We start from the raw sequence: 24,939 nt of genomic DNA on the forward strand, positions 1-24,939 counted from the left end.
AATTAATTTTTAAGTATTCCTATTTCCTTAAAAATATTAACTCCTTCATCTAAATATTTAGCTGCTTCAAAATCCTTTTTATTATCTATATAGAATTTGCCTATCATAATTGCTAGCTGGGCTGCTTGCTTTTGTAATCTATTTGTCTTCGCTAAATTATAACTATCAAGTAGAGTATACTCTGCTTCTCTTTGCATCTCCTTTATAGTATAAATTCTAAACCATAAGATTTTTAATTCTATTAGTTTTTCTATATCATTTTCTTCTATATATAGATTTATTTCCTCTAATATTTCTTCACACTTTGGAATATTCTTTAATTTTATATAATTTTCACATATATTTATTAAGGTCTCAATTATTTTATTATCCTTCCTTCTTATCCTTATTTCCTTAGAAATTTCATAATGTTTAAAGGACTCTTCTATATTTTCAAACTCATAAAATAATTTACCTAAATTATTCTCAATTTCTGATACATTATTTAATTCCTCTAATTCTTTATATACTTCCAATGTTTTTTGAGAATATTTAATGGCATTAGTTAAATCGCCTTTTTTATTATATTCTTCAGAAATTAATAATAAAGTCTTAGCATATTCTTCTCTATTATGAACTTGTTCAAATTTGCTTTTAGCTAAAAATGAATAATCTATAGCTTTACTTATATTTTCTATTTTAAAATAAGATTGAGCCATATAATAATATATTTCCCCAAGTAATGCATCCTCACCAATATTATTATCTAAGTATACCTTTTCTGCTTGTCTCAAATAACTACTTGCTGAATGATAAGCTTTCAACTTTAAAGTTATTTTCCCTAGATTAAGAAAAGTATTTATAATTTCTTCATAATTATTATTCTTTATGAATATTACATTTGATGATAAGAAAAATTGTTGTGCTAAAGTTAATTCATCTTTTGCCATATATATTTGGGCTCTTAGATATAGTATCTTTGCTTTTCTATATTCTAAATTATACTTTTCAACATAATATAAGGCATTCTCTATATATTTCTCTCCAGTCATATAATCACCTGATAAAATATATGACTCGGCAATTTGTTCATAGTAAATACTAATCTTTTCAGCTTGTGTTTCTTCAGATTCCATTAAATATTCAACTGAAGTTTGTAAAGCACCTGCTAAGTATTCTAATAGATCCATAGAAGGATTTGACCTACCTGATTCTACCAAACTAATTTGGCCAGGAGTAATCCTGTCTCCAGCTAAATCTTTAAGAGTCATATCTAATTCTTTTCTTCTTCTCTTTATCTTTTCCCCTAATGCAAGAATTTCCATCAATACTCTTCCTTTTCATTACTATAAATTAATAATTTTTCATTTTTATTCAATTATATCATAATTTAACAAATTTAAATAGTAATTATTATAAACCTCGTCTATAAATTAGATTTTTTTCGTCAAATTATAAATTTTATAATCAAAATTAGTATATTTTTTCATTTTTATTTATTATATCATTAATTATATCGAAAACACTACAAAAAACTGAAAATATTACCATTATATATACTAAATTTATAGTTTTATTTTAGAAATTAAAATAAAAAAATTGCCAAGGCGAGCTTATCGAGTCATAGTTTTTTTTCGCGCATATGCATTTTTGAAGCTTGTCTGAGAAAAATATTGCACGAACACTTTATTCTATTTTTTACTCATAGAAATAACTTTAGTACTTATATTTTATAAGCAATTTATCCATTGATTTTTAGAATATAATTTCCTATAGGGTAAAAAAGAGTAGATAATCTACTCTTCTACTTCATATGACCCATTATTGAATCATATGCGTCTCCTGCCATATTCATAGCTCTTTTGCTAGCTCTTCTCAAGCCTCTTTGTGCCTTTCTATCTAGCTGTGGTAAAACCATTGCACTTACTGCCATTCCTATCATAGCACCAGCTGCCATATTCCTCATCATTTTTGACATAAATATCACCTCTATAAATATTATTTGACTTTATATATTTATTATTAGTAATATTGTAATCTTTAGTCTATGAAATTTATGGAAATAAACCTCAATTATTAATTAGCAAGAAAAGACAGGATTTATATACGAAGTTAGAATATAATTAATATACAAGAAACATTAATTGAGGTAGGTATAAGAAATGAATTATGATGCTTGTATTAAGAAATCTATTGAATATATAGAACTTAATCTAATGCAAAAAATAGAGCTTAAAGACATTGCAGATAATGTCTTTTTATCAAAGTATCATTTCCATAGAGTTTTTCATTCTGTGGTTGGAGAGCCTGTAGCTGAATATATAAGAAGGAGAAGACTTATGGAATCAGCCAATGAACTTTTAAATACAGATGATAAAATTATAGATATAGCATTTAAATATCAGTTTAGCTCTCAGGAAGTATTTTCAAAGGCCTTTAAAAGACTATATGGAATATCTCCAAGAGAATTTAGACGAAATGGAAACAACATAAGTATAATGACTTCAAAGAATAAAATTACAAGTCAGCTTTCTATGGCAGCTTAATATTTTTATAAAATAATATTTTAAAGAGGTGATTTAAATGAGTTATGTACCAGTAGTTATCGAACACACAAATTTAGGAGAACGCTCCTATGACATCTACTCAAGATTACTTAAGGATAGAATAATCATGCTAAATGAACAAGTAACAGATGCAACTGCAAGTATAATTGTTTCACAACTCCTTTTTCTTGAATCAGATAACCCTGATGCTGATATTTATTTTTACATTAATAGTCCAGGAGGATCTGTTACTGCTGGAATGGCAATATATGATACAATGCAGTATATAAAACCAAATATATCTACAATATGCATAGGATTTGCAGCTAGCATGGGTTCACTTTTACTTACAGCAGGTACTAAAGGAAAAAGATACTCTCTTCCTAATAGTGAAATTCTTATACATCAGCCATCTGTTCATGGAGGTTTTCAAGGTCAAGCTACAGATATAAAAATTCATACAGATTGGCTGCTAAGAACTAAGAGGAAATTAAATAAAATATATAGTGAAAAAACTGGTCAATCAATTGAAACTATAGAAAGAGATATGGAAAGAGATTATTTCATGTCTGCTGAAGAAGCACTGTCATACGGAATAATAGATAAAATTTTGTTAAAATAAAGTATTTCAGTTCACAGTGAACTGTACCTTGTGAGCTGTGAACTGATAAAAATTGCACCAATTATATTTAAGTTTTACAAAGCAAAATATCCTAAATTACCCATTCTTCATTACTAATTATCAATTATAAGGATATTATTTCATCTAAAAAATTATATATTTTTTCAACATTTCTTGCTCCTGTAAAGTTAACAACATACTCTATTAAATTTCTTATAATTAAAACTATATTATTCTTTCCTTCCCAATTTTCTAAAACTACTTTTATCGGAACATCTGATATAATTCTCTCTAAAGCAAAAAATGCTACTGCAATTTCATCAATTCTTCCTATAAAAGGTATATTATCTGGGATTATATCTGTTGGAAAAGCTATATATGCAATTGCTCCAGAAATTACTAACTTTGTTCTTACTGGAACCCTTTTATCTTTTAAAAGTCTATATAGTAAAGCAGTCATATCTGGTATTATAAATAGATAGTCACTATATGTTTTTATCTTTTGAGGCAATTTGTTTTCTAAATAACTTCTTCCATCACTATAATAATCTTTTACTTTCACTATGTCCTGATCTATATCTTCAATTATTTCTTCTATTTCCTCAACTTCTTCTTTTTCCTTTTTTAGTGCTCCATCTAAAGATATATTTATCCTAGATAAATCTACATTTAATATATTTTGTGTAATATGTATATCGGAAACATCTAAATCAACATAAGGAACATCCAATAATATGCTTTTTAGGTTTATAACGACTTTACCATCTTGATATTTTATACCCTTTTCCTCTATTGCTTTTAAGGAGTATTTCAAGGCCATTTTTCTTAGCAATGAAAATACCTTTATTTTTGCTATTTTAAATGATGTAACTTCTCCATGTATGATACCGTTCTCTACTCTCTTAAGTTTCACACCTGCAATAAAATCTATTTTAAATCCCTTTACATAGCTTCCTTGCAATTTTATTTCTTCACCAATATCAATTTTAGATAATTTTAATCCATCTACCTTTACAAAATCATTTATTATACTTAATAAGTCTTCTCCAGTTAATGAAACCTTAACCCCTGATATATTCATAATTACCTCCTATTATCCAAGTTATTTATGCATGCAAATACATACTCAAGTTTGTCCCTATTATATATAAAGATTTATCTTTAATAAATACATCATTTATTGGTATATTATAAAAAATACTATCATCATTTATTTTTTCTAAATCTATAGTTATATAATTTCCTCTTATAGTTATATAATCTTCTCCTATCATTTTCACTATAGCTTTTAAAACAATATTACTAGACCCTTTAAGTATACCAAAACTAGTTATATTAAAATCTTCTATTTCTAAAACTATTTTATTATTAAAAAACTTTTTTATATACAATATCCCTTTAAAATTACTATTTAGCTTTGATTTTACTTTGCCTAAAAATCTTATTCCATTAGTTATTTCTATATGGGTTACCTCTATCCCCTTTTCCCTTCCTTTTAGATTTACTACTTCAATAATATCTTCTTCTGTTAATACAGTTGAGTTAAGCATTATTAAAATCTCTCCTTGCTATATTACTTAATAAAGATATTAGTCTAATTAGTCAGTTATTTTACTTAAAGTATAATGCATTTATATAAAATTTAAAAGATATCTTTTAAATTTTACAAAGGTACCAATACTTACATTGGAAAAATATATGATTTTAAGTAGACTAAATATTTAAAAATGTTACAATGTTCTTAATATTCATCCTATACTTAGGAGGTAATGATGAACAAATTAAAGAAAAATATTATTTGGATACCAATAGCAACTGCTATATTCTCCGTAATTGCTTTAGCCTATATAAGTTTTGGGTCTAAAGCCAATTATAATAAACAATATTCAAATTTTTTAGAAGATATAACTAATAATAATATTTCTAAAGTTATTGTAAACAATAGCTCTGATTTGACTATTCTCTTAAAAGATGGAACTAAATATTCAACAACCAATCCTAATAGTCCTAACTTAAAAGAGGATTTATTGAAAAACGATATTGAGGTATTAGATACAAATACTTTTAATCCTCCTAAAACAATAGCTTCTAGTATTCTTTTAGTATCAATTATTTCAGCAGTTTTTATATTTATTAACAAAAGAAAGCTTGGTACTTCTAGTATTACTAATTTAGATGTTAAAGATTTTTCAGAAGATAATGATGCATTAAATTTTAATTCTGTAGCTGGAAACGAAGAAGCGAAAGAGAGTTTAATGGATATAGTTGATTTTCTTAAAAATCCTCAAAAATATAAAGACTATGGTGCTAGAATGCCTAAAGGGGTTATTCTTTATGGTTCTCCAGGTACTGGAAAAACACTCCTTGCTAAAGCTGTTGCTGGAGAAGCAAAAGTTCCATTCTATGCATTAAGTGGATCAGACTTTGTACAAGTTTATGTAGGGGTTGGGGCTGCTAGGATAAGAAACTTATTTAAAAAGGCGAAATCTCAAGGTAAAGCAGTTATCTTTATAGATGAAATAGATGCTATAGGTAAAAAAAGAGGTGGATCAAGTGCCTCTAGTGGAAATGATGAAAGAGATCAAACCTTAAACGCACTATTAACTGAAATGTCTGGTTTTGGTGAGAAAGAAGGTATAGTTGTAATTGCCGCAACTAACAGGTTAGATACTCTTGATTCAGCATTGCTTAGGCCTGGTAGATTTGATAGACATATAGAAGTTTCATTACCTGATATAAGCGCAAGAGAAAAAATAATATCATTGCATTTAGAAAATAAACCTCACTATAATCTAGATTTAAAGGATATAGCTAAAAAAACAGCTTATTTCTCTGGTGCTAAATTAGAGAATTTAATTAATGAAGCTGCAATAATAGCTGCTAAGGAAAATTCTAGTTTATTAACTCAAGAGCATATAAATAAAGCATATTCTATTGTTCTTGCTGGCTATGAGAAAAAAGAAAGAGGTCACTATCTTGAAGAAGATAAATTATTAACTTCATATCATGAAGCTGGACATGCTCTTATTTCATTATTAAAAACACCACAGGATAAAGTGTCTAAAATAACTATTATTCCAACCACTAAAGGTGCTGGAGGTTATACATTAACTATACCAAAAGATAGCTCTTACCAAAGATTAGATTATTTAAAAAATAGAATTATGGTTCTTTTTGGTGGGCGAGCTGCAGAAGAAATTATATTTGGCCAAGATAAAATTTCTACAGGAGCTCAAGGTGACTTAAGTCAAGCAACTGAAATTTCGATGTCTATGATTGCAGAATACGGTATGGGAAAAACTTTAGGATTACTAAAACTATCAAGCTTAGGTTCTCTTTCAAACAGTTATGGAAATCCAGTAGTTGAAGAATGTAGGGAACTTGTAAATTCTTTGTATAAAGAAACAGTTAATCTACTTACTGAAAATAAAGGCAAACTAACACAAATAGCTGAAAAACTTATAGAAGAAGAAACTCTAGATGAAAAAGAGATATATGATATATTTAATGAAAAAATTTAAATAATAAAATAAAAGGCAGTAGATAGTTAATTTTATATGATCTATCTATTGCCTTCTTTTGCTCTAAAATTTTAGCAATACTTAGTAAATAAAAATCTTAATTACATAAAATACTTAGAGTCCTTCTAATTATAAAATCTCCGTAAGGCCTTATTTACCATTTTCATGTTTTGTTTGTAATTTATTTTTTCTTGTGAAAATTGAGCCTATAATTACTAACATAGATGATACCAATAGCCATACTGTAGGGTTAGTTCCTCCTGTTTCTGGTAAGTCAACTTCAACTGAGCCCTCATTATTTGTTCCGTTATCTCCATTATTATTTCCAGAATTATTACTACTTTTATCTTTTTCTTTTAAAGCTTTAAGGGCTTCTTCTAACTCTGCTTTTGCTGCATCTACTTCTTCTTGAGTTGCTTCTTCATTTTCTAATACTGCCTTTACATTATCTCTTACTGCTATAAATGCATTCCAACTTTCTTCTGTATAATTTCCTTGTGCTTTATCTTTATTATCATTATAAAGTTTTTGAAGTTCATCTTTATTAATAATAACTACTTTTTCTTCTAATGCTTTAACTGCTTCTTCTAGCTCTGCTTTTGCTGCATTTACTTCTTCTTGAGTTGCTTCTTCATTTTCTAATACTGCCTTTACATTATCTCTTGCTGCTATAAATTCATTCCAACTTTCTTCTGTATAATTTCCTTGTGCTTTATCCTTATTATCATTATAAAGCTTTAGAAGTTCATCCTTATTTACTTCTACCCCATCATCCTTATTAATTGCTATCCAACTAATTATAGGGGCTGGACTTCCAGATGATGCCTTTAATGTGTACGTAACAACTGTATTTTCATCAATTGTAAAGGATGTTGAACTAACTGCCTGATTCTTAGATTTTGATACATCTACTCTTTCACCATTAACAGTTTTTTCAGTTTCATTTTTCTTGTAAGTTATAACTTGATCCATAGATCTAGTTACACTCCACCATTCATTGAAGCCTGCTGTTATTGTATAAGTTCCTGGTGAAAGTGTGAATTTGTAGCTAATATCTGTCTTAGCATATAATCCTGTTGAATATTTTTCATTAATATCTGTACTAGCTTTTACTGAAACTTCATTATTAACATATCCCCAAGCATTTTCATTATTGAAAATTTGATCATTTGTCTTATTAATTAAATTAGTAGTATTTTTAGATATAACATCATATATTGGAGATGTTCCAGTTCCTGAATCTATAAAGTACACTAAGTAATTAGGTATTACTTCAAACTTAGCCTTAATATCCCTTTCCTGTGATTCTTCTCCGTTATTTTTTGCTATTCCATTTACGCTTACTGTTTCATATGCACTGTTAAATGTGGTATTATCCCACTCTACTGTATATTGACTTCCATCAATAGTTATTGCCTTAGGAAGGTTTGTGGAATTTCCCCCTTGAATTACAACGCCTTGATATCCTAAATCAACTATTTGACCTTCTCTTACAATAAGGTTAACAGTAATTACCCTGCCATTTACATACCCATTATCTTCGGCTGCTTCTAATGATCCTGTGATTTTATATTCTCCTTGTTTCAATAGTGCAGAGGTTATTTGAGATTCCTGCCATTTTATATTTATATTTGTAAATTCTTTATCTCCAGCTTTTATATTTGTAGTTTTAGGGAATCTTTCTAAAACTTTTTCAATACTTTCACCAGCTTTTGCATCTACCTCAATTTTATCTGAAGTAGTTAATGGAGTATAAAGAATTTCATTATTAGGATTCCAATTATCATAATATTCTATAGCTATTGTGTTATCATTCTTAACTTGAATAGGTAACCATACATATCTTGAATTTGGTCCTGCTGATCCATTACTACTAGTTTTCCAGCGGTCTCCCATATAAATATATTGTCCTTTTTCTGAATCTACAGTTATGATACTAGTTGGTTGAGAATCAAACCCCTTTTCAGTAAAGCTTACTCCAATACATGGATTTCCAACTTTCTCCCAAGTTTCTCCTTCTGCTGTAATCATACTCTTTGAGCGATAATATACTATTTCTGTAGAATTCCACCCATCGGTTCCTGATGTCAGCATATAGTAGTATCCATTATTATAGAATACTGATGAAGCTTCTCTACTTTTATCCGGTAACATTCTATAGCTAAAATCTTCACCAACCTTAGCTTCTCCACCTTCAATAGATGGACCAGTATACTCTGAATTTAAAAGTGACACATACATGTAAGAATTCATTTCACTTGAATATATTGCATAAGCATCATCTACGCCGTCATTATTAACATCATGCCCATAATCTACAAACATTGTCATGTCACGAGATTCACCCTTACGATTATCATTTAATCCTGGTTTCCAATTCATACGAGTTGAATTTACAAGTTTAAATGGTCCAAATGGTGTATCTGAAACAGCAAATCCTATTTCAGCACGTCCATATCTTGATCCAGTATTTGTATCTTCTGCTCTTGCACCATTCTTTACCCAATTTACTAATGTTTCATTATCATATGTTGGAGAGTCTGAATGAAATGCTATAACAAATTTTTTAGTTTGCTTATTATATAGCATCTTAGGGCGTTCACTAATGTTATATCTTCCATAAAGACGTTCAAAGGCTAAACGAAGAGAATCTTCATCATAAGATTTTGCTATACCCTTTTCTTCATCTTCCCACTCTGTAACATAAGCTTTAACAAAATATTTTGCATCATCAATTTGCTTTTGAGTGTACTCTTCATTTGCTTCAGTTAAATTTGCTAATTCTTTAAACTTATTAAGTTGGCTTACATCAAATTCTAATTTATTCTCTACAGCTTTAACTGGTAAAATATTATTATGCATAGGAAGCACTGTGCCCATATCTTTCCAGTTCAATAAATCTTCTGATATATAACACTTTACACCATCAACTGGTCTTGTAGAATTAGTTTTATCCTCACCATACCAGAACCAATAATCTTTATCTAATTTCCCATCTCCATCAATATCATAGTTAATTTCTTTTTCATTTAATTTTTGTACTGATCCTCCATGAGCTTCTATAAGGTTTCCCTCTGCGTCTTTCCACTCAGCCCCTGGTGTAATAGATGTATAAAGTTCTACTAATCCTTTAATTGCATTTTCTAAGTTTGTTTTTGCAGCATCTACTTCTTCTTGTACTGGTTTTACATTTTCTAATACATCCTTAGCATTTGTTAATGCTTCTTCAAATACGCTCCAGCTTTCATTTGTGTACTTTTCTTTTTCCTTAGACTTATTATCATCATATAATTTTTGTAAATCTGATGTATTTACATAATTAACTGAATCAACTCCTGTTATTACATCTATTCCATCTAATACAAAGCTTCCACCTTTTACTACTACTTTTGCAGTATGAGCTTTATCACTTAATCCATGGATATAGTAGGAAGTTTGTCTATCTCCTTTACTGTACACTCTTGTATTTTCATTTACTAATTGGTTATCTACATAAACATCTAATAATGCATCAGGTGTATTTCCAAATAAGTTAAAGCCTGTACCATTAAAGTTAAATATAAATGAACTAGTTTTTACAGTATCAGGATCAACTGTATAATAAACATTTGCACCCTTATAATCCATAAAAGTATCTATACGTTGATTATCTTTTAGTGATACTTTTAAGGTATGTGCTTTTTGCTCTAAATTTCTTACAGAGTACATTACACCAGTACTTGTATTTACTCCAAAGTTACCTACATCTTGTCCATCAAGTTCAAAATTATATTTTTGTTGTGCACCAGCACCTGCAAGATAATCAATTCCAGAACCTGTAAAATTAATAACAAGAGCAGGACTATCATTGAAATTAGCCCAAGCATTGGAAGTTTGGCTACCCCATACTTGTCCATTCTTTCTTATTGCATATACAGTATTTTCTGCATTTCCAACTTGAGCTTCATCAGCTATTTTAACAATACTTGTAGGAGCTAACTTAATTGTAGATAAAGCCTTATCAGTTGTTGTAATTTCTGCCTTTGAAAAACTAATATAACCTTGTTTTGATACTACTTTTAGTACATGATTTCCATCTGTCAATTCTTCAGAACTCCAAAGCAACTCATTAATTTCATAATTATTTATATAATCAATATCAGCTACTTTATTGCCATCTAAATAAACTTCACCTTTTCCATTACTCGGATTCCTTATTCCATAAAGGTTAACAGCTGTTCCCTTAAATTGAATTTCCATGGATGTTCCAGTATTTCCCCAAGCATTTGCATCATTTGAACCCCAGCTGCCTTGATAATATACCTTATTTATTACTCCACTTTGAGTCGTAGAATCTTTATGGGTAACTGTAACTCCATTCCAAACTGGGAAGTTAGTATCAGTTCTCATTAATGTACGATTATAATGCGCATATCCTGATTGTTGGAATGTCCAATTTCCAACATATCCTATAGGATTTATTGAATCATTATTTGCTAATGCTGCTTCTTCAGACTCATAAACCTTACCTTGCGCGCTATCATACTTATCAGATTCATAGGAATAACCTTCAATTGGATCAACACGAAGGTTGTCTATTAATGTTTCATAAAAACCTGTTCCTATAGTAATTCTTCCTGCCATTACTGTTGAATCATTATCTGTGTATGAATCTATTATTTTGTTGTCTAAATATAAAGTAAATATATTTTTTCTCGCCTCAAAACCTAAATTATGCCAATCACTCTTATCAAAATTTTCAATAGTTCCTAATTTTACTACCTTACCTAATTTAAGAATTTCATATTTACCATCGGAGTACACACGTGCATTATATGTTGCATGTGAGTCAGTTCCTCCTGCTTTTACTTGCCTAACTCCAATTAGTGCATAATTACTTCTGCCAGATATCTCTGTTGTATGTGTATCTAATAAGAAATCATAAGAAGCTTTATAATTTGTCCATCTAAAATCTCCTAAAGTTGTGTTAGGATTACTTGAAGATGCATATCCATCTGTTCCACCCCATACTGCCCAATCAGCTCCTATATTATCATGAGTAATCATTTGTTGAAGCATATTTCCATGCTCTTCAGCATCTGGAATTTCTATATCTTCACGTTCAGCACTACCTGCCTTAGCCTGCTTAGTAGCTTCCTTTACAACTTCAAATGCAGCATTTTGATCTGTAGTATAACGTGGAGTTCCGCCTCTTCTATCTACATAATCTCTTCCTTTTTCATCTAAGGCATATTCATCATACTCAAAATCATCAGTATATGGCAGAGGTAATATAGTATCCTCTTTTAACTTTTCTTCAGTCATTGAATTTGATTGATATTCAAAATCTTTAATTCCACTTTTATCTAATGTGGTTATAGTAAGTATTGAATATGGCTTTACTTCTACAGTATAAATTCCATCTTCTGGTGTAATTTCCCCCATATTTTTCATCCAATTTTCATCGTATGATTGTCCACTTTCTGGACCTCTAGTTTCCCATAAATAAACCTTTTCATTTTCTTTTCCACTTAAATTGGATGCATTTATCTTATATTTACGAGTTTGTGATGTATTATTTGCAAAAACAGTTGTATAATCATCTGTTTCAGGATCTTTCATAGTCATATAATTATGAGTTGATGAATCTACTCCGACTCCACCATCAGAGAAAGAGCCATCATTATATGTTGCTTCATTAAGAATCATCCATCTTTCATTCTCTTCAGTATCATGATCATCTTGTCCAACAAAGTTCATTACTTGTCGAACTCCTTGTATTCCACCATCTATTTCATAGAATCCTGACCAAGGATCAAATGCTGATATTAAATGTTTAGGATTATATGATGCACCTTCATAAAAAGCTGCAACTGAAGGTTGAAAATCAAAAGATACTGCATTTAAAGGATTTGATCCAGCTCCAGTCCATGAATATCCAAGCATAACACGAGAAACTACATCTACTATCCCTGCAGTTCCACCTAATCCATTACGATTTGGCTCCATGTTTTCACGATATCTAGCATTAATCATTGGAGCAATTCCTTCTGATATCCATACTTCTTTTGGCTGTTTACCTTCAGATACCAATCTATTTTGTAATTGTGTAAGTTCATTTGACCCTGTTAAGCCATAATGGCAACTAATAACATCTATTTCATCAATTAAATCTGGATTATTTAGTAGAACAGAGCTTATTGTTTTAGTATCTCTGTAACCATCTGCAGCAACAATTTTTATTGATTCATAATCCTCAGTATAATTAGGTTCTTTTTTAATTTCAGCTGTAAAATATTTCAGCCATTCTATTTCATTTTTGCCATTATTTTGAGCTCTTTCATTTTGAGAAATTCCAACATAATCTATTCTATATCCAAATTCTTCATAAAAGGCATCAATTGTTTGCTTATACCATTGATAGCGTGCCTCATAATCTTTATTTGCTGCTAAATTCCATGTCCATCGTGGCTCTCCCCAACGAAGTATTTCTACACTTATGTTAGGATTAATTTTCTTCGCATCTGCTGCAAAATGAAATCCAGCACCTCTTACAACATTCGCAGGCTCATCTGAATATCTCATAGTAGCAGGTTCAGTTCCTGATGATGAATTTACATCAGCACCTAACTCTACCTTTATATGAGTTAATCCCGCACCTGTTTCTGAATTGAATAATTCATTCATTATTTCCCAATATTTTTCTGGATTTTCTTCTTTATAGTCTAACAATAAGCGTGATGTGTTGTTACATGTGACAGTTCCAAAACCTTTGAACCTATTATATTCATCTACCTTAGTCCCATCAATATTTATTTCTTTAACAATTTCTTCTGCCTTAGCTTCTATTGTATTTACAGTTGGAAGTAATCCACAAAATAATGCAACTGATAATACTTTTGCTATTAGCACTTTTAAATTTTTGTTGAATCTCATTTTTCTCCTCCCTTATTGATTTTAACTATAACTACCAAATAAAATTATTATAAAATCCCTCCTAACTTTGTGGCATATAGTTAAAGCACCTAATTTGATTGGATAAAATCCATACAACCATAATTTTACAGAACTTTAAATATCATAAAAATGTTCTATTTTTTTATTTCATTAACTTTTGTTAAACCTTTTCATAAAAATTTAGAATTTTTTTTCTTTTTATAAATCGCATGTATTTTTTTATTATTACATACATTTTTTTCACACAAAAATATCCAAGAAATTATTGTTACATAAAGCATTAAATAGTATTAGATCACCAATTCAGATAACCTAATACTATTTAATAAAAATTCTATCACATACATTTTCAATTTTTCATCATTAACTATTCTAGTAGTCTAATTGTTTTAATCTTAAAATTAGCTGTTCATGACTTGCTTCTACTAATTTATATGATATTATTTTTCTTTCTATTTCCCTTTGAACTTTATCAGAATTGCTAAACAAATCCCTAACCATATTAATTGCATAAGCCAGAACGGTTGCAACTCCAGCACTTCCTAGTTCAATTCCTAAAGTTTCAGTATCTGAAAGCTGTCCCTTCATCAGCTTATATATTTCATTACAATAAGCCCCTTTTATGATTATGACATCATATTTATATTCTAATCCTGTTAATAATTCTAATGGATTAAATGCTTCAAATGCTGGATTTTCCTTTTCTAAAGCTATAAGTTCATCAAGCACAGTACCTGGCGTCTTATTTAAGAATTCAGCTAATGCCATTATTACCTTATTAGAATACTTTTCAATTTTTTTGCTAGTATGAGTCGCAAGTAATTGTTGACTAACTCCAGTTTTTTTATATACATCATATCTTTTGCAATTATTCTTTTGTAAATATAGATCTAAATAATTCATTCTTATACCCTCCTTGTTTTAGTAATTAAATTTATTTTATTACTAAAATATTTTTTATTACTTAATTATATTATATCACTAAATTCATAAAATGTTTCTTTTTATTTAAAATTTTCCGAACAATTTTTTCAGGATTTGGATGTATGACTAACCTTTATCTTAATTCTTATCTCAAATTTCATTAAATACTTTCATTCTACTAGTAAAAAAAATAGAAGAGATATTCTTCCCTTCTATTTTTTGATTTTATATTAATTTTTAAATCTTTCATTTTCCTCAGGATAAGGAACTACATAAGCTCCCTTAAGTCCGTTTTTATTTAACTTTATTAACTCTTCTTCTGCTTCTTCATAATCTCTATAATATCCTAAGCAAATTCTCCATCCCTCTCTTGTTGGAGTTTTAGGTTTCTTTACAGGAATATCAATTAAAACCTTATCAACCATAGCTAAACAAGCCTTAGCTACCATGTATCCATACTTAATACTACTAAAGTTTTTTTCTATGTCTTCGTTAGATATAAATTCTGCCTCAACAATAACTGCTGGCATTTGGGTTTCTCTTAAAACAGTATAACTTGCTTCTTTTATTCCTCTGTCATTAGATTTTAGATTTGCAAGCAACTCGTCTCTTATAAATTTTGATAATTCCTCTGCTCTAGTACCTTTTTCAAAAATTACTATTTCGCTTCCCTTTATTGAATCATCCACAAAGGAATTCATATGGAAACTAACAAAGTAATCTGCATTCCAATTGTTTGCTATATTTATTCTGTCTTTTACATCTAAACTTGTATCTGATGCTCTAGTCAGTAATACTATTTCTCCATTTCTTTCTAATAACCTTTTTGCTTCATATACTGCTTCTAAGACGATATCTGCTTCTCTTCTGCCATGCTTTCCTATTGCTCCAGGATCATTGCCACCATGTGCTGCATCTAATACCCACTTTGCCACTTCCGTCCCTCCTATTATTTATATAATACCTAATTATATAAATATTGTATTAATTCATAATTTAGTATACTTAAGAGGCTTAGACTTGGTTACAAATTGCGAAGCAATTTTATTCAGTTTACAATGCACAATTCACAGTTCACATCTTTTGGAATAAATTTACGGGTATCAGTAAAAGGGTAACAGTTTTATCTAGTTGATAATTGACGATTAAGGAACATCTACTTCAGAGGTACAAAATCTAAAATTACAGGGATTTTCACAATAATTTTTTATATCTCATTATATGATTGTTAATGAAGAATAAAAGAAATTTGCGACTTACTCATACATCTTTAAGTATGTTTGAATTTAGGCCATTGATTATAGCCTATACTCGGATTATTTGAATTATAATAATTTATGTATTCTACTTCTTTACGATTAACTTCTTTGTCTGTAGCAGTTTCTGATTCCCATAAAATTTATTTTCTGATTGTAAAATCTCTTCTTTCTTCTCCTATAAAGTCTTTCTCAATTAATTTACTGTTTGCACTACCAAAGTAATTAATACTGTCAGTTAAATCTTTACCAATATAAATTTTCCCGTTTGGATAAGTAATTTTGTAAATAATCTTCATAACTACTTTAAGTCCCCCTATCTCAATACCAGTAATACTACGCTTTAAATTACAAATTGTTCACTATCATTGGTAACAAAACTATTACAAGTGTTTTTTATCATGCAAAAACCTATGTAAAAGTTAATGTACTTTTAGGTAAAAATACCATAAGAGCCTTATTTGAAGCCAAATAAACAGAGTACAAAACTAATGTAATTTTATACTCAAAAGTCGTTATTTTTTTACCTTTGCACCTTAAAGTAAACCTTTAAGGATTTTTCTCCATAATTTTTCATTCTTTCATTACTAATTTTGCTCTGTACAATTAAATTACTTGCTACCTGTTCCCTGACACCTGACACCTGTTCCCTGTTACCTACAACCTGAAATCAACTGTGAATTGTGCACTGTGCACTGTGAACTAAAAACCAACTGTGAACTAAAAAAGTGCACTGCACTTTTCATAAACATCATTCAAGAAGTTTTCTAAATTCTCACTTTCCCCAGCTCCTTGAGCTAATATTTTATTTCCTCCTCCTTTTCCATTTATGTATTTTATATTTTCTTTTAAAAGTTCTCCCATATTAAATAAGGCAATATTATTAGAGCATGTAAAAATTATATTGGATTTTTCTTTATTCTTTATTGCAAACAAGCATATAATATTATTTTTATCAGCTAATTTACTTGACAATTTTCTAATATAATTTATACTTTTTTCTTGAAATATCTTTTTTATAATTAAAAGTTCTTTTTCTTTATGGCAAGTAGAAAGTAAATATTCACTTTCATATTTCATAAGTTCTTCTTCATTTTTCTTTTTCTCATCTAATAAAATTTCTAAATTTTCTTTTAAGTTTTTTATACTATTTAATGATTCTTCTTCATTACTGCTTAGATAATTACAAATGTCTTTTATTATCTTATCATTCTTTAAAGAATCTTCTATCGCTCGTTTACCTGCTAAAAATTCTATTCTTGTATTATTTTTATTTTTTTCATATTTTTTAATCTTAATTAGCCTTAAATCCAATGTGCTTTTTGGATGAACTCCACAGCATGCATTAATATCTAAATCTCCTATCTTAACTACTCTTATTTCCTTATCTGTATTTGGTAAATCTCTTCTTAAATTTAAATTTTTTAACTCATCGTAACTTGGAATAATAAATTCTACCATAATATTTTGTCTTACTATATCATTAGCCATTTTTTCTGCTTTTTTTATTTTATCTTCATCTAAATGTCCAATAATATCAACTGTGCTTATCTCTTTTCCTAAATGTATACTTACTGTATTTGCACTAAATAGCTTAAAAAAGCACCCTGAAAGTACATGCTGAGCTAAATGTTGATGCATACCATCTTCTCTTCTATTCCAGTTTATTTCTCCTTTAATTAAACTACCTTTATCTATATTTTCTGAAATGACATGATATACAATTTCATTTTCTTCATATACTTCTAATACATCTTTCTCGTTTATTTTCCCTAAATCACAGCATTGTCCTCCACCACCTGGAAAAAAAGCTGTTTTATCTAATGCTATATGATATTTATTATTTAATTCCTTTACTTCTATAACCTTTGCCTCAAATTTAGTTTGATACTGATTGGTATAATATAATTTTTCCATATTTCTCACCTTTAATAATTTCCTTCAACATTTAAATATATTTCCTTAGAAATATTACCTATAATTTCATACGCTTGACTACCCCAGTCTAATAAATATCTTTCATCTTCTGTACCGTCATTATATGCTTCATCACTTAAATTCCCTATATCTCTAGTTAATATAACTATTATGTAATCATCTTTTCCATATATTATTCCACAATCATGGTAATATCTATAGTAATCTCCTATTTTATGCGCCACTATATCATGAGGGATATATTTATCTAATCTATCATGAAAAACTGTTTTTGTCATATAATCTATAAGCAATTCATAATATGGATTGTTATTAGGATTTTCATATAATCTATCTAGCACCATATATAATTGTCTTGCAGTAATATAATTCTCATAAGGTATAGATTCATCTCCTGTAATATCTATTAAATAATCTGTTATTGATATTTCACTAATTCTACGAAGCATATTTTTAGCAACATTATCAGATTCAATTATTGATAATCTTACAGCTTCCCCTATTGTAACATTTGTAACATCCTCTAAATAATATAGTACCCCACTTCCATCTTCATCATCTTCTTCCTCATAATAAATTTCATCTTCCAAATTTAATGCCTCTTCAAATACTTGGTCTAAAATCATCATGCATAATGGAACTTTTGTTGTACTTGCTGCTATATAATACCTATCTGGATTTAATAAATATTCTTCTTCAGTATCTAAGTTTTTATAGTATATAGATATATTATCTTTATAAATCCCTGCTATTTCACTAATTTTTTTATCTATCCTATATGATGTTTCTTCATTTTCTATTTTTATAGTGGTCTCTTCTGTATTTTTATTAATATCCTCATAGCTACAACTCTTACTAAATAATATAAATACTATGATTATTAGGATACTTATTTTTTTCATTTAGTTCTCCTTTTTCTCTTTGCTTTAGTAATATATTTTAATATTTATTATATCATAAATATCAAAATGTAATTCACCTCAAAAAATTAAAGAGTAGACAATTAATCGCTAAAATAAATATAATTCAGCCGATTTATTATCTACTCTTTATTGAAGTTAATATATCAAAAGCTCTTAGAAAACTGGAAGCACTGATCCATCTGAATATTTTTCTTCAATATACTTTTTAACTGTATCTGATGTTAATGCTTCAGTCAAATCCTTAATCTTTTGGATATTTTCATTTCCTTCTTTTATTGCTATTACATTGTGATATTTCTTTGATGCCTCTGAATTAGCATCTTCTACGAATACTGCATCTTTTGCTGGACTTAGACCAGCTTCTAATGCATAGTTACCATTTATAACCGCTAGCCCTACTTCATCTAAAACTCTTGGAAGTTGTGCTGCTTCTAATTCTTCGAATTTTAAGTTCTTTGGATTTTCTGTTATATCCTTTGGAGTAACTAGTTCACCATCTTTTAACTTTATTAATCCTGAGTTTTCTAAAACTCTTAAAGCTCTTGCTTCGTTAGATGGGTCATTTGGCACAGCAACTGTCGCTCCATCCTCTAACTCTTTTAGGTCCTTAATTTTTCTTGAATAAACTGCTAAAGGCTCTAAGTGCACTCCCTTTGTATAAGTTAAATGCAATCCCTTTCCTTCATTAGTTTCATCTAAATAAGCTATAGTTTGAAAGTAGTTTGCATCTAACTCTCCTTCTTCTAAAGATGTATTCGGTGTTACATAGTCAGTGAACTCAACTATATTAACTGTATATCCTTTTCCTTCAAGTTCTGGCTTTATAGCCTCTACTATATCCTTATGTGGAACTGGTGTAACCCCTATTGTTATTGTTTTGTCTTCTGATGATGCTGAGCCTGTACTATTATCTGGCTTTGCTCCTCCACATCCTACTAAACTTATTGCTAAAGCCCCTGTTAATAAAATTGATAAAATTGATTTTCTTTTCATATAAAAACCCCCTTGTTATAATTAAGAATTAATAGTGAATAATTGTGGATGAAACTCTTGCAGAGTTCCTTTAGTTATGGTCTTTTTTCTTTTATTAGTTTCATCTCATTCTTTTTTAGTTAGTTTTTTTATTTTATATTTAAATTTAATAAATAACATTTTAAATTATAATAGCTATTAATAATTGTTAATCGTTAATCGTTAACCGTTAATTGTTACGATAGTTTCTTATACAAGTAATTTCCTAGAGTTTGTAATGCTTGTACTATTATTACTAAGATTATTACTGTCACAATCATTACATCTGTCTGGTATCTTTGGTATCCGTACCTTATTGCTACGTCTCCAAGACCTCCTCCACCTACTGTTCCAGCCATTGCTGAATACCCTATTATGCTTATTATTGTTAATGTTAATCCAGATATTATAGAAGGGTTTGCTTCTTTTAACATTACCTTAAAAATTATTTGTGTATTAGAAGCTCCGAAGGATTTTGCTGCTTCTACTACTCCTGGATCTACTTCTTTTAAAGCTGATTCTATAATTCTTGCTACAAAAGGTGCTGCTGCTACTGTTAATGGCACTATTGCTGCTTCAGTTCCAATTGATTTTCCAACTATTAATTTTGTAAATGGTACTATTGCTACCATTAGTATTAAAAAAGGAAAACTTCTTAAAATATTTATTATACTGTCCAATGTATTATATATTATCTTATTTGGTTTTAATCCTTTAGGAGCTGTAACTATTAATGCTATAGCGGGAATAAAGCCTAAAATTACTGAAAATAGTGTTGAAAAAAATACCATTATAATTGTTTTATTAAATGCCGGTAATAATATTTCTAACATTAATTAATCACCTCCAATATTACATTCTTATCTTGTAGATATTTAATTACCTTTTCTTTATCTTCTTGCGCTATATTTATTACTAAACTTCCAAGAACATCTTCTCTAAATTTTTCTAGTTTTCCCCAAACTATTGAAAAGTCTACATTAATTTCTCTGGCCATCTTTGTTATAAGTGCATTTTCTGATGATGTACTTGGAAAAAATAACTTTATATTTACTCCTGTTGTAGGTAGTAATTCGTCATCTTGTTCACCTAAAAATTTTTTAAGTGAAACTCCTGGGTTTAAAAATAAGTCTTCCGATTTGCCTTGAGCTTTTAAAATTCCGTCTTCTATTAGTGCAACCTTTTCGCATACCTCTTTGACAACTTCCATCTGGTGAGTAACAATAACTATTGTAATTCCTAGTTCTTTATTTATTTTTGATAAAAGTGCTAATATATCTTTTGTTATTTTAGGATCTAATGCTGAAGTAGCTTCATCACAAAGTAGAATTTTAGGTTCTAATGCTAAAGCCCTTGCTATTGCTACTCTTTGTTTTTGTCCACCACTTAAACTTGATGGTTTTACATTAGCCTTTTCAGAAAGTCCTACTAAATTTAAAAGCTCATTTACTCTACTTTTAATTCTTACTTTTTCATATCCCCAAACTTCTAAAGGTAAGGCTATATTTTCAAAGACTGTTTTTCTATTTAATAAATTAAAGCTTTGAAATATCATACCCAAATCTTTTCTAAATTCTCTTAGTTCCAGCCCCTTTAAAGATTTAACTTCACGTCCCATAACTGTAAGTGAACCATCTTCGTAGGCTTCTAATCCATTTATACATCTTAACAAAGTGGATTTACCAGCACCACTATGTCCTATAATTCCATATATTTCTCCCTTTTGTATTTTAATAGACACATTTTTTATAACCTGTATCTCACCAAAGCTTTTGGTTAAATTATTTATTTCAATCATGATTATATTCCCCCCTAAGAAAATTAAAGAAATAAAAAAGTAATATTTTCAAAAGAATAAAAAACGCACTAGAGAATAAATCTCTAGTGCGTATAATGTCACATATTAATTTATTCTCTCATCTATCAGCTAAAAGCTGCAGGATTTAGCACCAAACATAATAAAATATAATTATCTAACATAAATTAGACTTATCATAATCCTATTATAGGTTGCTGGGTTTCACAGGGCCAGTCCCTCCACCACTCTTGATAAGAAACGTATTAAAATATTAAATTTTTCTATTGATATTAATATACATATATAATTTGAATTTGTCAATATATATCTTAAAACTTATTTATCTATACCTATAAAAATTTAAATACTATAATATCTTTTTCTACATTAACAAGCTCTGCATCTGTATTTAATTCTATAAAATTAATTATGTTTTCTACAGTAGAATCTGCTTGCGAGCTACTAGCACATATTCCTGATATACCAATAACTATGCTTTGATGTAGATCTTGGTTTTCTATTTCATTTACTGATATATTAAATTTATTTTTCAATTTTTGAGTTACACTTCTAACTATCATTCTTTTTTCTTTTAAAGAATGTACCCAACTTGCTCTTAAATTTACACTCATTATTAATACTTTCATCTTAAACCACCCTTAATAAAACTTATTCAGTTCACTATGAACTATGAATTGTAAAGACCGCATGTTATTATTATGAATAAAGCTCATGGATAATATTCTCTCCATGAGCTTTATTTGTGATTTATAAGAAATTTATTAATGATTAGTATAGCTTAAATCATCTACCATATAATTTAGTTAAAGAATAAATTTCTTTTGCTAATTTTTCACTAAAATCTTTTTTAGATGCTCTCCACATCCAATTTCCTCCTAATGTTGAAGGCATATTCATTCTAGCGCTATTACCTAGCCCTAAGAAATCTTGCATTGTAGTTACTGCTAAGTAAGCTGGACTTCCCCAGACCCCTCTTATTAAGCCTTTTGCTATCCCTTCTTCATAAGTTAAGTTCAAGTAGTTTTTAGCTTTTTCAATTTCATTTTTGCTTCCAGTAACATTATACCATCCACAAATAGTATCATTATCATGGGTGCCAGTATACGCTACACAATTAATTGGATAATTATGTGGTAAATCTCTACTATCCCCATCACCAAATCCAAACTGTAATATTTTCATTCCTGGGAATCCTGTAGTATCTCTAAGATCTATTACCCCTTGTGTCATCATTCCTAAATCTTCTGCTATTATATCTACTTCGCCAAGACTATTTTTTATAGCATCAAATAATTTTATTCCAGGTCCCTTAGTCCATTGACCAAACTCAGCTGTCTTATTTCCATATGGTATTTCCCAATATGCCTCAAAGCCTCTAAAATGATCTATTCTTACTACATCATATAATTTAAAACTCTCTCTAACTCTATCAATCCACCAGCTATAACCATCTCTATCTAAGTTATCCCAGTTATATATAGGATTTCCCCAAAGCTGTCCAGTAGCTGAAAAGGTATCTGGAGGGCATCCAGCCACTGTTATTGGTAACATATTTTCATCAACATTAAAGTATTGTGGATTACTCCAAATATCTGCACTATCTTCTGCTACATAAATGGGAATATCACCTATTATTTTAATTCCGTTATCATTAGTATATTTCTTTAAACTATACCATTGTTTAAAGAATATATATTGAATAAATATCCAATAATTAATTTCATCTTTCAATAATACTTTATAAGAATCTATGGCTTCCTTTTTTCTAAGTCTTATATTATCATCCCAATTTTGCCAACTAACTAAGTTAAAGTGATTCTTAACTGCCATATATAAAGCATAATCCTCTAACCAGAACTTATTTTCTTCTACAAATTCATTTATTTCTTCATTATATTTATTTTTTGAATTTTCATATGCAATTCTTAACACTTTATTTTTATTTATAAATAACTTTGCATAATCAATACAATTTTCATTTATTCCATAATCTAAAGTTGAATAATCCTCTTTTTTTAATAAATTATCTTTTTCTAATAATTCAAAATCTATAAAATAAGGATTACCAGCAAATGCTGAAAAACATTGATATGGAGAATCTCCATAACTAGTTTGCCCTAGAGGGAGTATTTGCCAATACTTTTGTCCACTCTTTTTTAAAAAATCTACAAAGGCAAACGCTTCCATTCCAAATGTACCTATTCCATACTTTCCAGGTAGTGATGAAATATGCATTAATATCCCGCTACTTCTTTCCATAAATTTTACCTCATTTCTAATAAAACCTATTCTATTTTGTATTTGTGAAGGCATTTAATAAAACTAATCATAAAAGTTTTTGCTTTAAATATTGAGGGTATAAAATAATTAATTTTAATCTATATAATTTATCTTAATCTACTTATAATAACAATAGATTATGTTATTATAAGTAGATTAATTTTTTAATTTTCTATCTTAAAATTAGTTGATTCTCTATGAATAAGCTCTGTATTTAGTATTACATGCTTATTATCAGTTTTATCCGCTATTAAATCTAATAATAAATCAACGCTTATCTTAGCCATTTCTAACTTAGGTTGTATTACTGTTGTTATGGTAGGATTATAAAACTCACTAATATCCATACCATCAAATCCTATTACAGCAACATCTTTACCTACTTCTCGACCATTATCTTTTATTGCTTTGGCACATCCGACAGCCATTATATCTGATATAGCAAATATAGCTGTAATATCTTTATTATTTCTTAAAAGATTATTAGTTTCTTCATATGCACCTCTATAATCATAATTACCTAGAATTTTATAATTACTATTAAATTCTATATTATTTTCTCTTAGTGCTTTTAAATATCCAGCTTCTCTTAGATATCCAATTCCAAAGTCATTTTCATCTCCTAATAATATAGCTATATTTTTATGTCCACATTCAATTAGATATTTTGTTGCAAGATAAGCTGATTTTTCATTATCTATAGATACTGAGGAAAAATTTGAAAACTCTTTTCCATATTTATGATTTATAGAAGTTAATACAACTGGTACTTGTATATCATTAAAATCATCATTTCTTGCTTCTGTAAAGTTTCCTCCTAAGCAAATTACACCTTGTAATCTTTTTTCTTTTATCATTGAAATCAGATTATTCATCTCATCATCACTTAAATAATCGTGATGCTCTAGTATCATAGAATATCCAGCCTTAGAAATTCTTTTACTTATAGAATCTAACATTTCTGAGAAAAAAGGATTAAATACCCCTTTTATAAGAACCCCAATATTATTTGTATTATTTTTTTTAAGATTTCTAGCACTGTTATTAGGTATATAGTTGTTTTCCCTTATTATTTCTAATACCCGTTCTCTTGTTTGCTCTTTAACATCCGGATGATTATTAATTACCCTTGAAACAGTGCTTACTCCTACCCCCGCAATTCTTGCAATATCTCTTATGTTTAT

19 protein-coding genes and 1 riboswitch are annotated in these 24,939 nt (G+C 28.8%); of the genes, 3 read left to right on the forward strand and 16 right to left on the reverse strand.

The window, feature by feature from the left end; genetic code table 11:
- Positions 1-2: 2 nt before the first annotated feature.
- Both ABDZ60_RS15185 and ABDZ60_RS15190 read right to left on the reverse strand, forming a co-directional pair.
- Entirely contained in the window at positions 3-1,304 is a 1,302-nt protein-coding gene (locus ABDZ60_RS15185; RefSeq protein WP_047000931.1) for a helix-turn-helix domain-containing protein, read from the reverse strand.
- Between the two features lie 479 nt (positions 1,305-1,783).
- Positions 1,784-1,957, reverse strand: coding sequence for a hypothetical protein (locus ABDZ60_RS15190; protein WP_016206251.1), 174 nt, complete (start codon positions 1,955-1,957; stop codon positions 1,784-1,786).
- A gap of 184 nt (positions 1,958-2,141) precedes the next feature.
- On the opposite strand from ABDZ60_RS15190, the gene ABDZ60_RS15195 reads away from it, so the two are divergent.
- Positions 2,142-2,525, forward strand: a complete 384-nt coding sequence (locus tag ABDZ60_RS15195; RefSeq protein ID WP_343779180.1) for a helix-turn-helix transcriptional regulator — start codon at positions 2,142-2,144, stop codon at positions 2,523-2,525.
- A gap of 37 nt (positions 2,526-2,562) precedes the next feature.
- Positions 2,563-3,147 carry an ATP-dependent Clp endopeptidase proteolytic subunit ClpP gene (gene clpP, locus ABDZ60_RS15200; protein WP_016206253.1) on the forward strand — a complete coding sequence of 195 codons (585 nt, stop codon included), beginning with the start codon at positions 2,563-2,565 and terminating at the stop codon, positions 3,145-3,147.
- 124 nt (positions 3,148-3,271) lie between these two features.
- Here clpP and ABDZ60_RS15205 read toward each other — a convergent pair whose 3' ends face one another.
- Together ABDZ60_RS15205 and ABDZ60_RS15210 are read right to left on the reverse strand one after the other, a co-directional pair.
- Complete coding sequence (locus ABDZ60_RS15205) at positions 3,272-4,228, reverse strand: YkvA family protein (protein WP_343779183.1); 957 nt, start codon at positions 4,226-4,228, stop codon at positions 3,272-3,274.
- Positions 4,229-4,253: 25 nt separating this feature from the next.
- Complete coding sequence (locus tag ABDZ60_RS15210) at positions 4,254-4,697, reverse strand: hypothetical protein (protein WP_047000929.1); 444 nt, start codon at positions 4,695-4,697, stop codon at positions 4,254-4,256.
- A 222-nt stretch (positions 4,698-4,919) separates the two neighbouring features.
- Here ABDZ60_RS15210 and ABDZ60_RS15215 point away from each other — a divergent pair, with 222 nt between their 5' ends.
- On the forward strand, positions 4,920-6,668 hold the full coding sequence (locus ABDZ60_RS15215) for an ATP-dependent metallopeptidase FtsH/Yme1/Tma family protein (RefSeq protein WP_343779186.1): 1,749 nt from the start codon (positions 4,920-4,922) through the stop codon (positions 6,666-6,668).
- 150 nt (positions 6,669-6,818) lie between these two features.
- Here the strand turns inward: ABDZ60_RS15215 and ABDZ60_RS15220 are convergent, their stop codons facing one another.
- The 12 genes from ABDZ60_RS15220 to ABDZ60_RS15275 all read right to left on the reverse strand — a co-directional run bounded on the left by ABDZ60_RS15220 (position 6,819) and on the right by ABDZ60_RS15275 (position 24,939).
- On the reverse strand, positions 6,819-13,583 hold the full coding sequence (locus ABDZ60_RS15220; RefSeq protein WP_343779188.1) for a hypothetical protein: 6,765 nt from the start codon (positions 13,581-13,583) through the stop codon (positions 6,819-6,821).
- A gap of 393 nt (positions 13,584-13,976) precedes the next feature.
- Complete coding sequence (locus ABDZ60_RS15225; RefSeq protein WP_016206259.1) at positions 13,977-14,507, reverse strand: helix-turn-helix domain-containing protein; 531 nt, start codon at positions 14,505-14,507, stop codon at positions 13,977-13,979.
- 251 nt (positions 14,508-14,758) lie between these two features.
- On the reverse strand, positions 14,759-15,463 hold the full coding sequence (locus ABDZ60_RS15230; protein WP_016206260.1) for an N-acetylmuramoyl-L-alanine amidase family protein: 705 nt from the start codon (positions 15,461-15,463) through the stop codon (positions 14,759-14,761).
- Between the two features lie 464 nt (positions 15,464-15,927).
- On the reverse strand, positions 15,928-16,083 hold the full coding sequence (locus ABDZ60_RS15235) for a GIY-YIG nuclease family protein (protein WP_343779191.1): 156 nt from the start codon (positions 16,081-16,083) through the stop codon (positions 15,928-15,930).
- A 421-nt stretch (positions 16,084-16,504) separates the two neighbouring features.
- The gene (locus ABDZ60_RS15240) at positions 16,505-17,701 is read right to left on the reverse strand and encodes an alanyl-tRNA editing protein (RefSeq protein ID WP_343779194.1); all 1,197 of its coding nucleotides are present in this window, start codon (positions 17,699-17,701) and stop codon (positions 16,505-16,507) included.
- Positions 17,702-17,712: 11 nt separating this feature from the next.
- On the reverse strand, positions 17,713-18,624 hold the full coding sequence (locus tag ABDZ60_RS15245) for a serine hydrolase (RefSeq protein WP_343779197.1): 912 nt from the start codon (positions 18,622-18,624) through the stop codon (positions 17,713-17,715).
- A 174-nt stretch (positions 18,625-18,798) separates the two neighbouring features.
- Positions 18,799-19,638 (reverse strand): MetQ/NlpA family ABC transporter substrate-binding protein, encoded by an 840-nt coding sequence (locus ABDZ60_RS15250; protein WP_047000925.1) that lies wholly within the window; start codon positions 19,636-19,638, stop codon positions 18,799-18,801.
- A gap of 215 nt (positions 19,639-19,853) precedes the next feature.
- On the reverse strand, positions 19,854-20,489 hold the full coding sequence (locus ABDZ60_RS15255; RefSeq protein ID WP_343779200.1) for a methionine ABC transporter permease: 636 nt from the start codon (positions 20,487-20,489) through the stop codon (positions 19,854-19,856).
- Positions 20,489-21,454 carry a methionine ABC transporter ATP-binding protein gene (locus tag ABDZ60_RS15260; RefSeq protein WP_016206266.1) on the reverse strand — a complete coding sequence of 322 codons (966 nt, stop codon included), beginning with the start codon at positions 21,452-21,454 and terminating at the stop codon, positions 20,489-20,491. Before ABDZ60_RS15260 ends, ABDZ60_RS15255 begins: the two co-directional genes overlap by 1 nt.
- Positions 21,455-21,569: 115 nt before the next feature.
- A riboswitch (SAM riboswitch) is annotated at positions 21,570-21,712 on the reverse strand.
- Between the two features lie 92 nt (positions 21,713-21,804).
- On the reverse strand, positions 21,805-22,101 hold the full coding sequence (locus tag ABDZ60_RS15265; RefSeq protein WP_343779203.1) for a DUF503 domain-containing protein: 297 nt from the start codon (positions 22,099-22,101) through the stop codon (positions 21,805-21,807).
- Between the two features lie 157 nt (positions 22,102-22,258).
- The gene (malQ, locus tag ABDZ60_RS15270; protein ID WP_047000924.1) at positions 22,259-23,734 is read right to left on the reverse strand and encodes a 4-alpha-glucanotransferase; all 1,476 of its coding nucleotides are present in this window, start codon (positions 23,732-23,734) and stop codon (positions 22,259-22,261) included.
- Between the two features lie 185 nt (positions 23,735-23,919).
- Positions 23,920-24,939, reverse strand: coding sequence for a LacI family DNA-binding transcriptional regulator (locus ABDZ60_RS15275; RefSeq protein ID WP_343779298.1), 1,020 nt, complete (start codon positions 24,937-24,939; stop codon positions 23,920-23,922).

Source organism: Clostridium sartagoforme (genome assembly GCF_039521405.1).
GTDB lineage: Bacteria > Bacillota > Clostridia > Clostridiales > Clostridiaceae > Clostridium > Clostridium sartagoforme.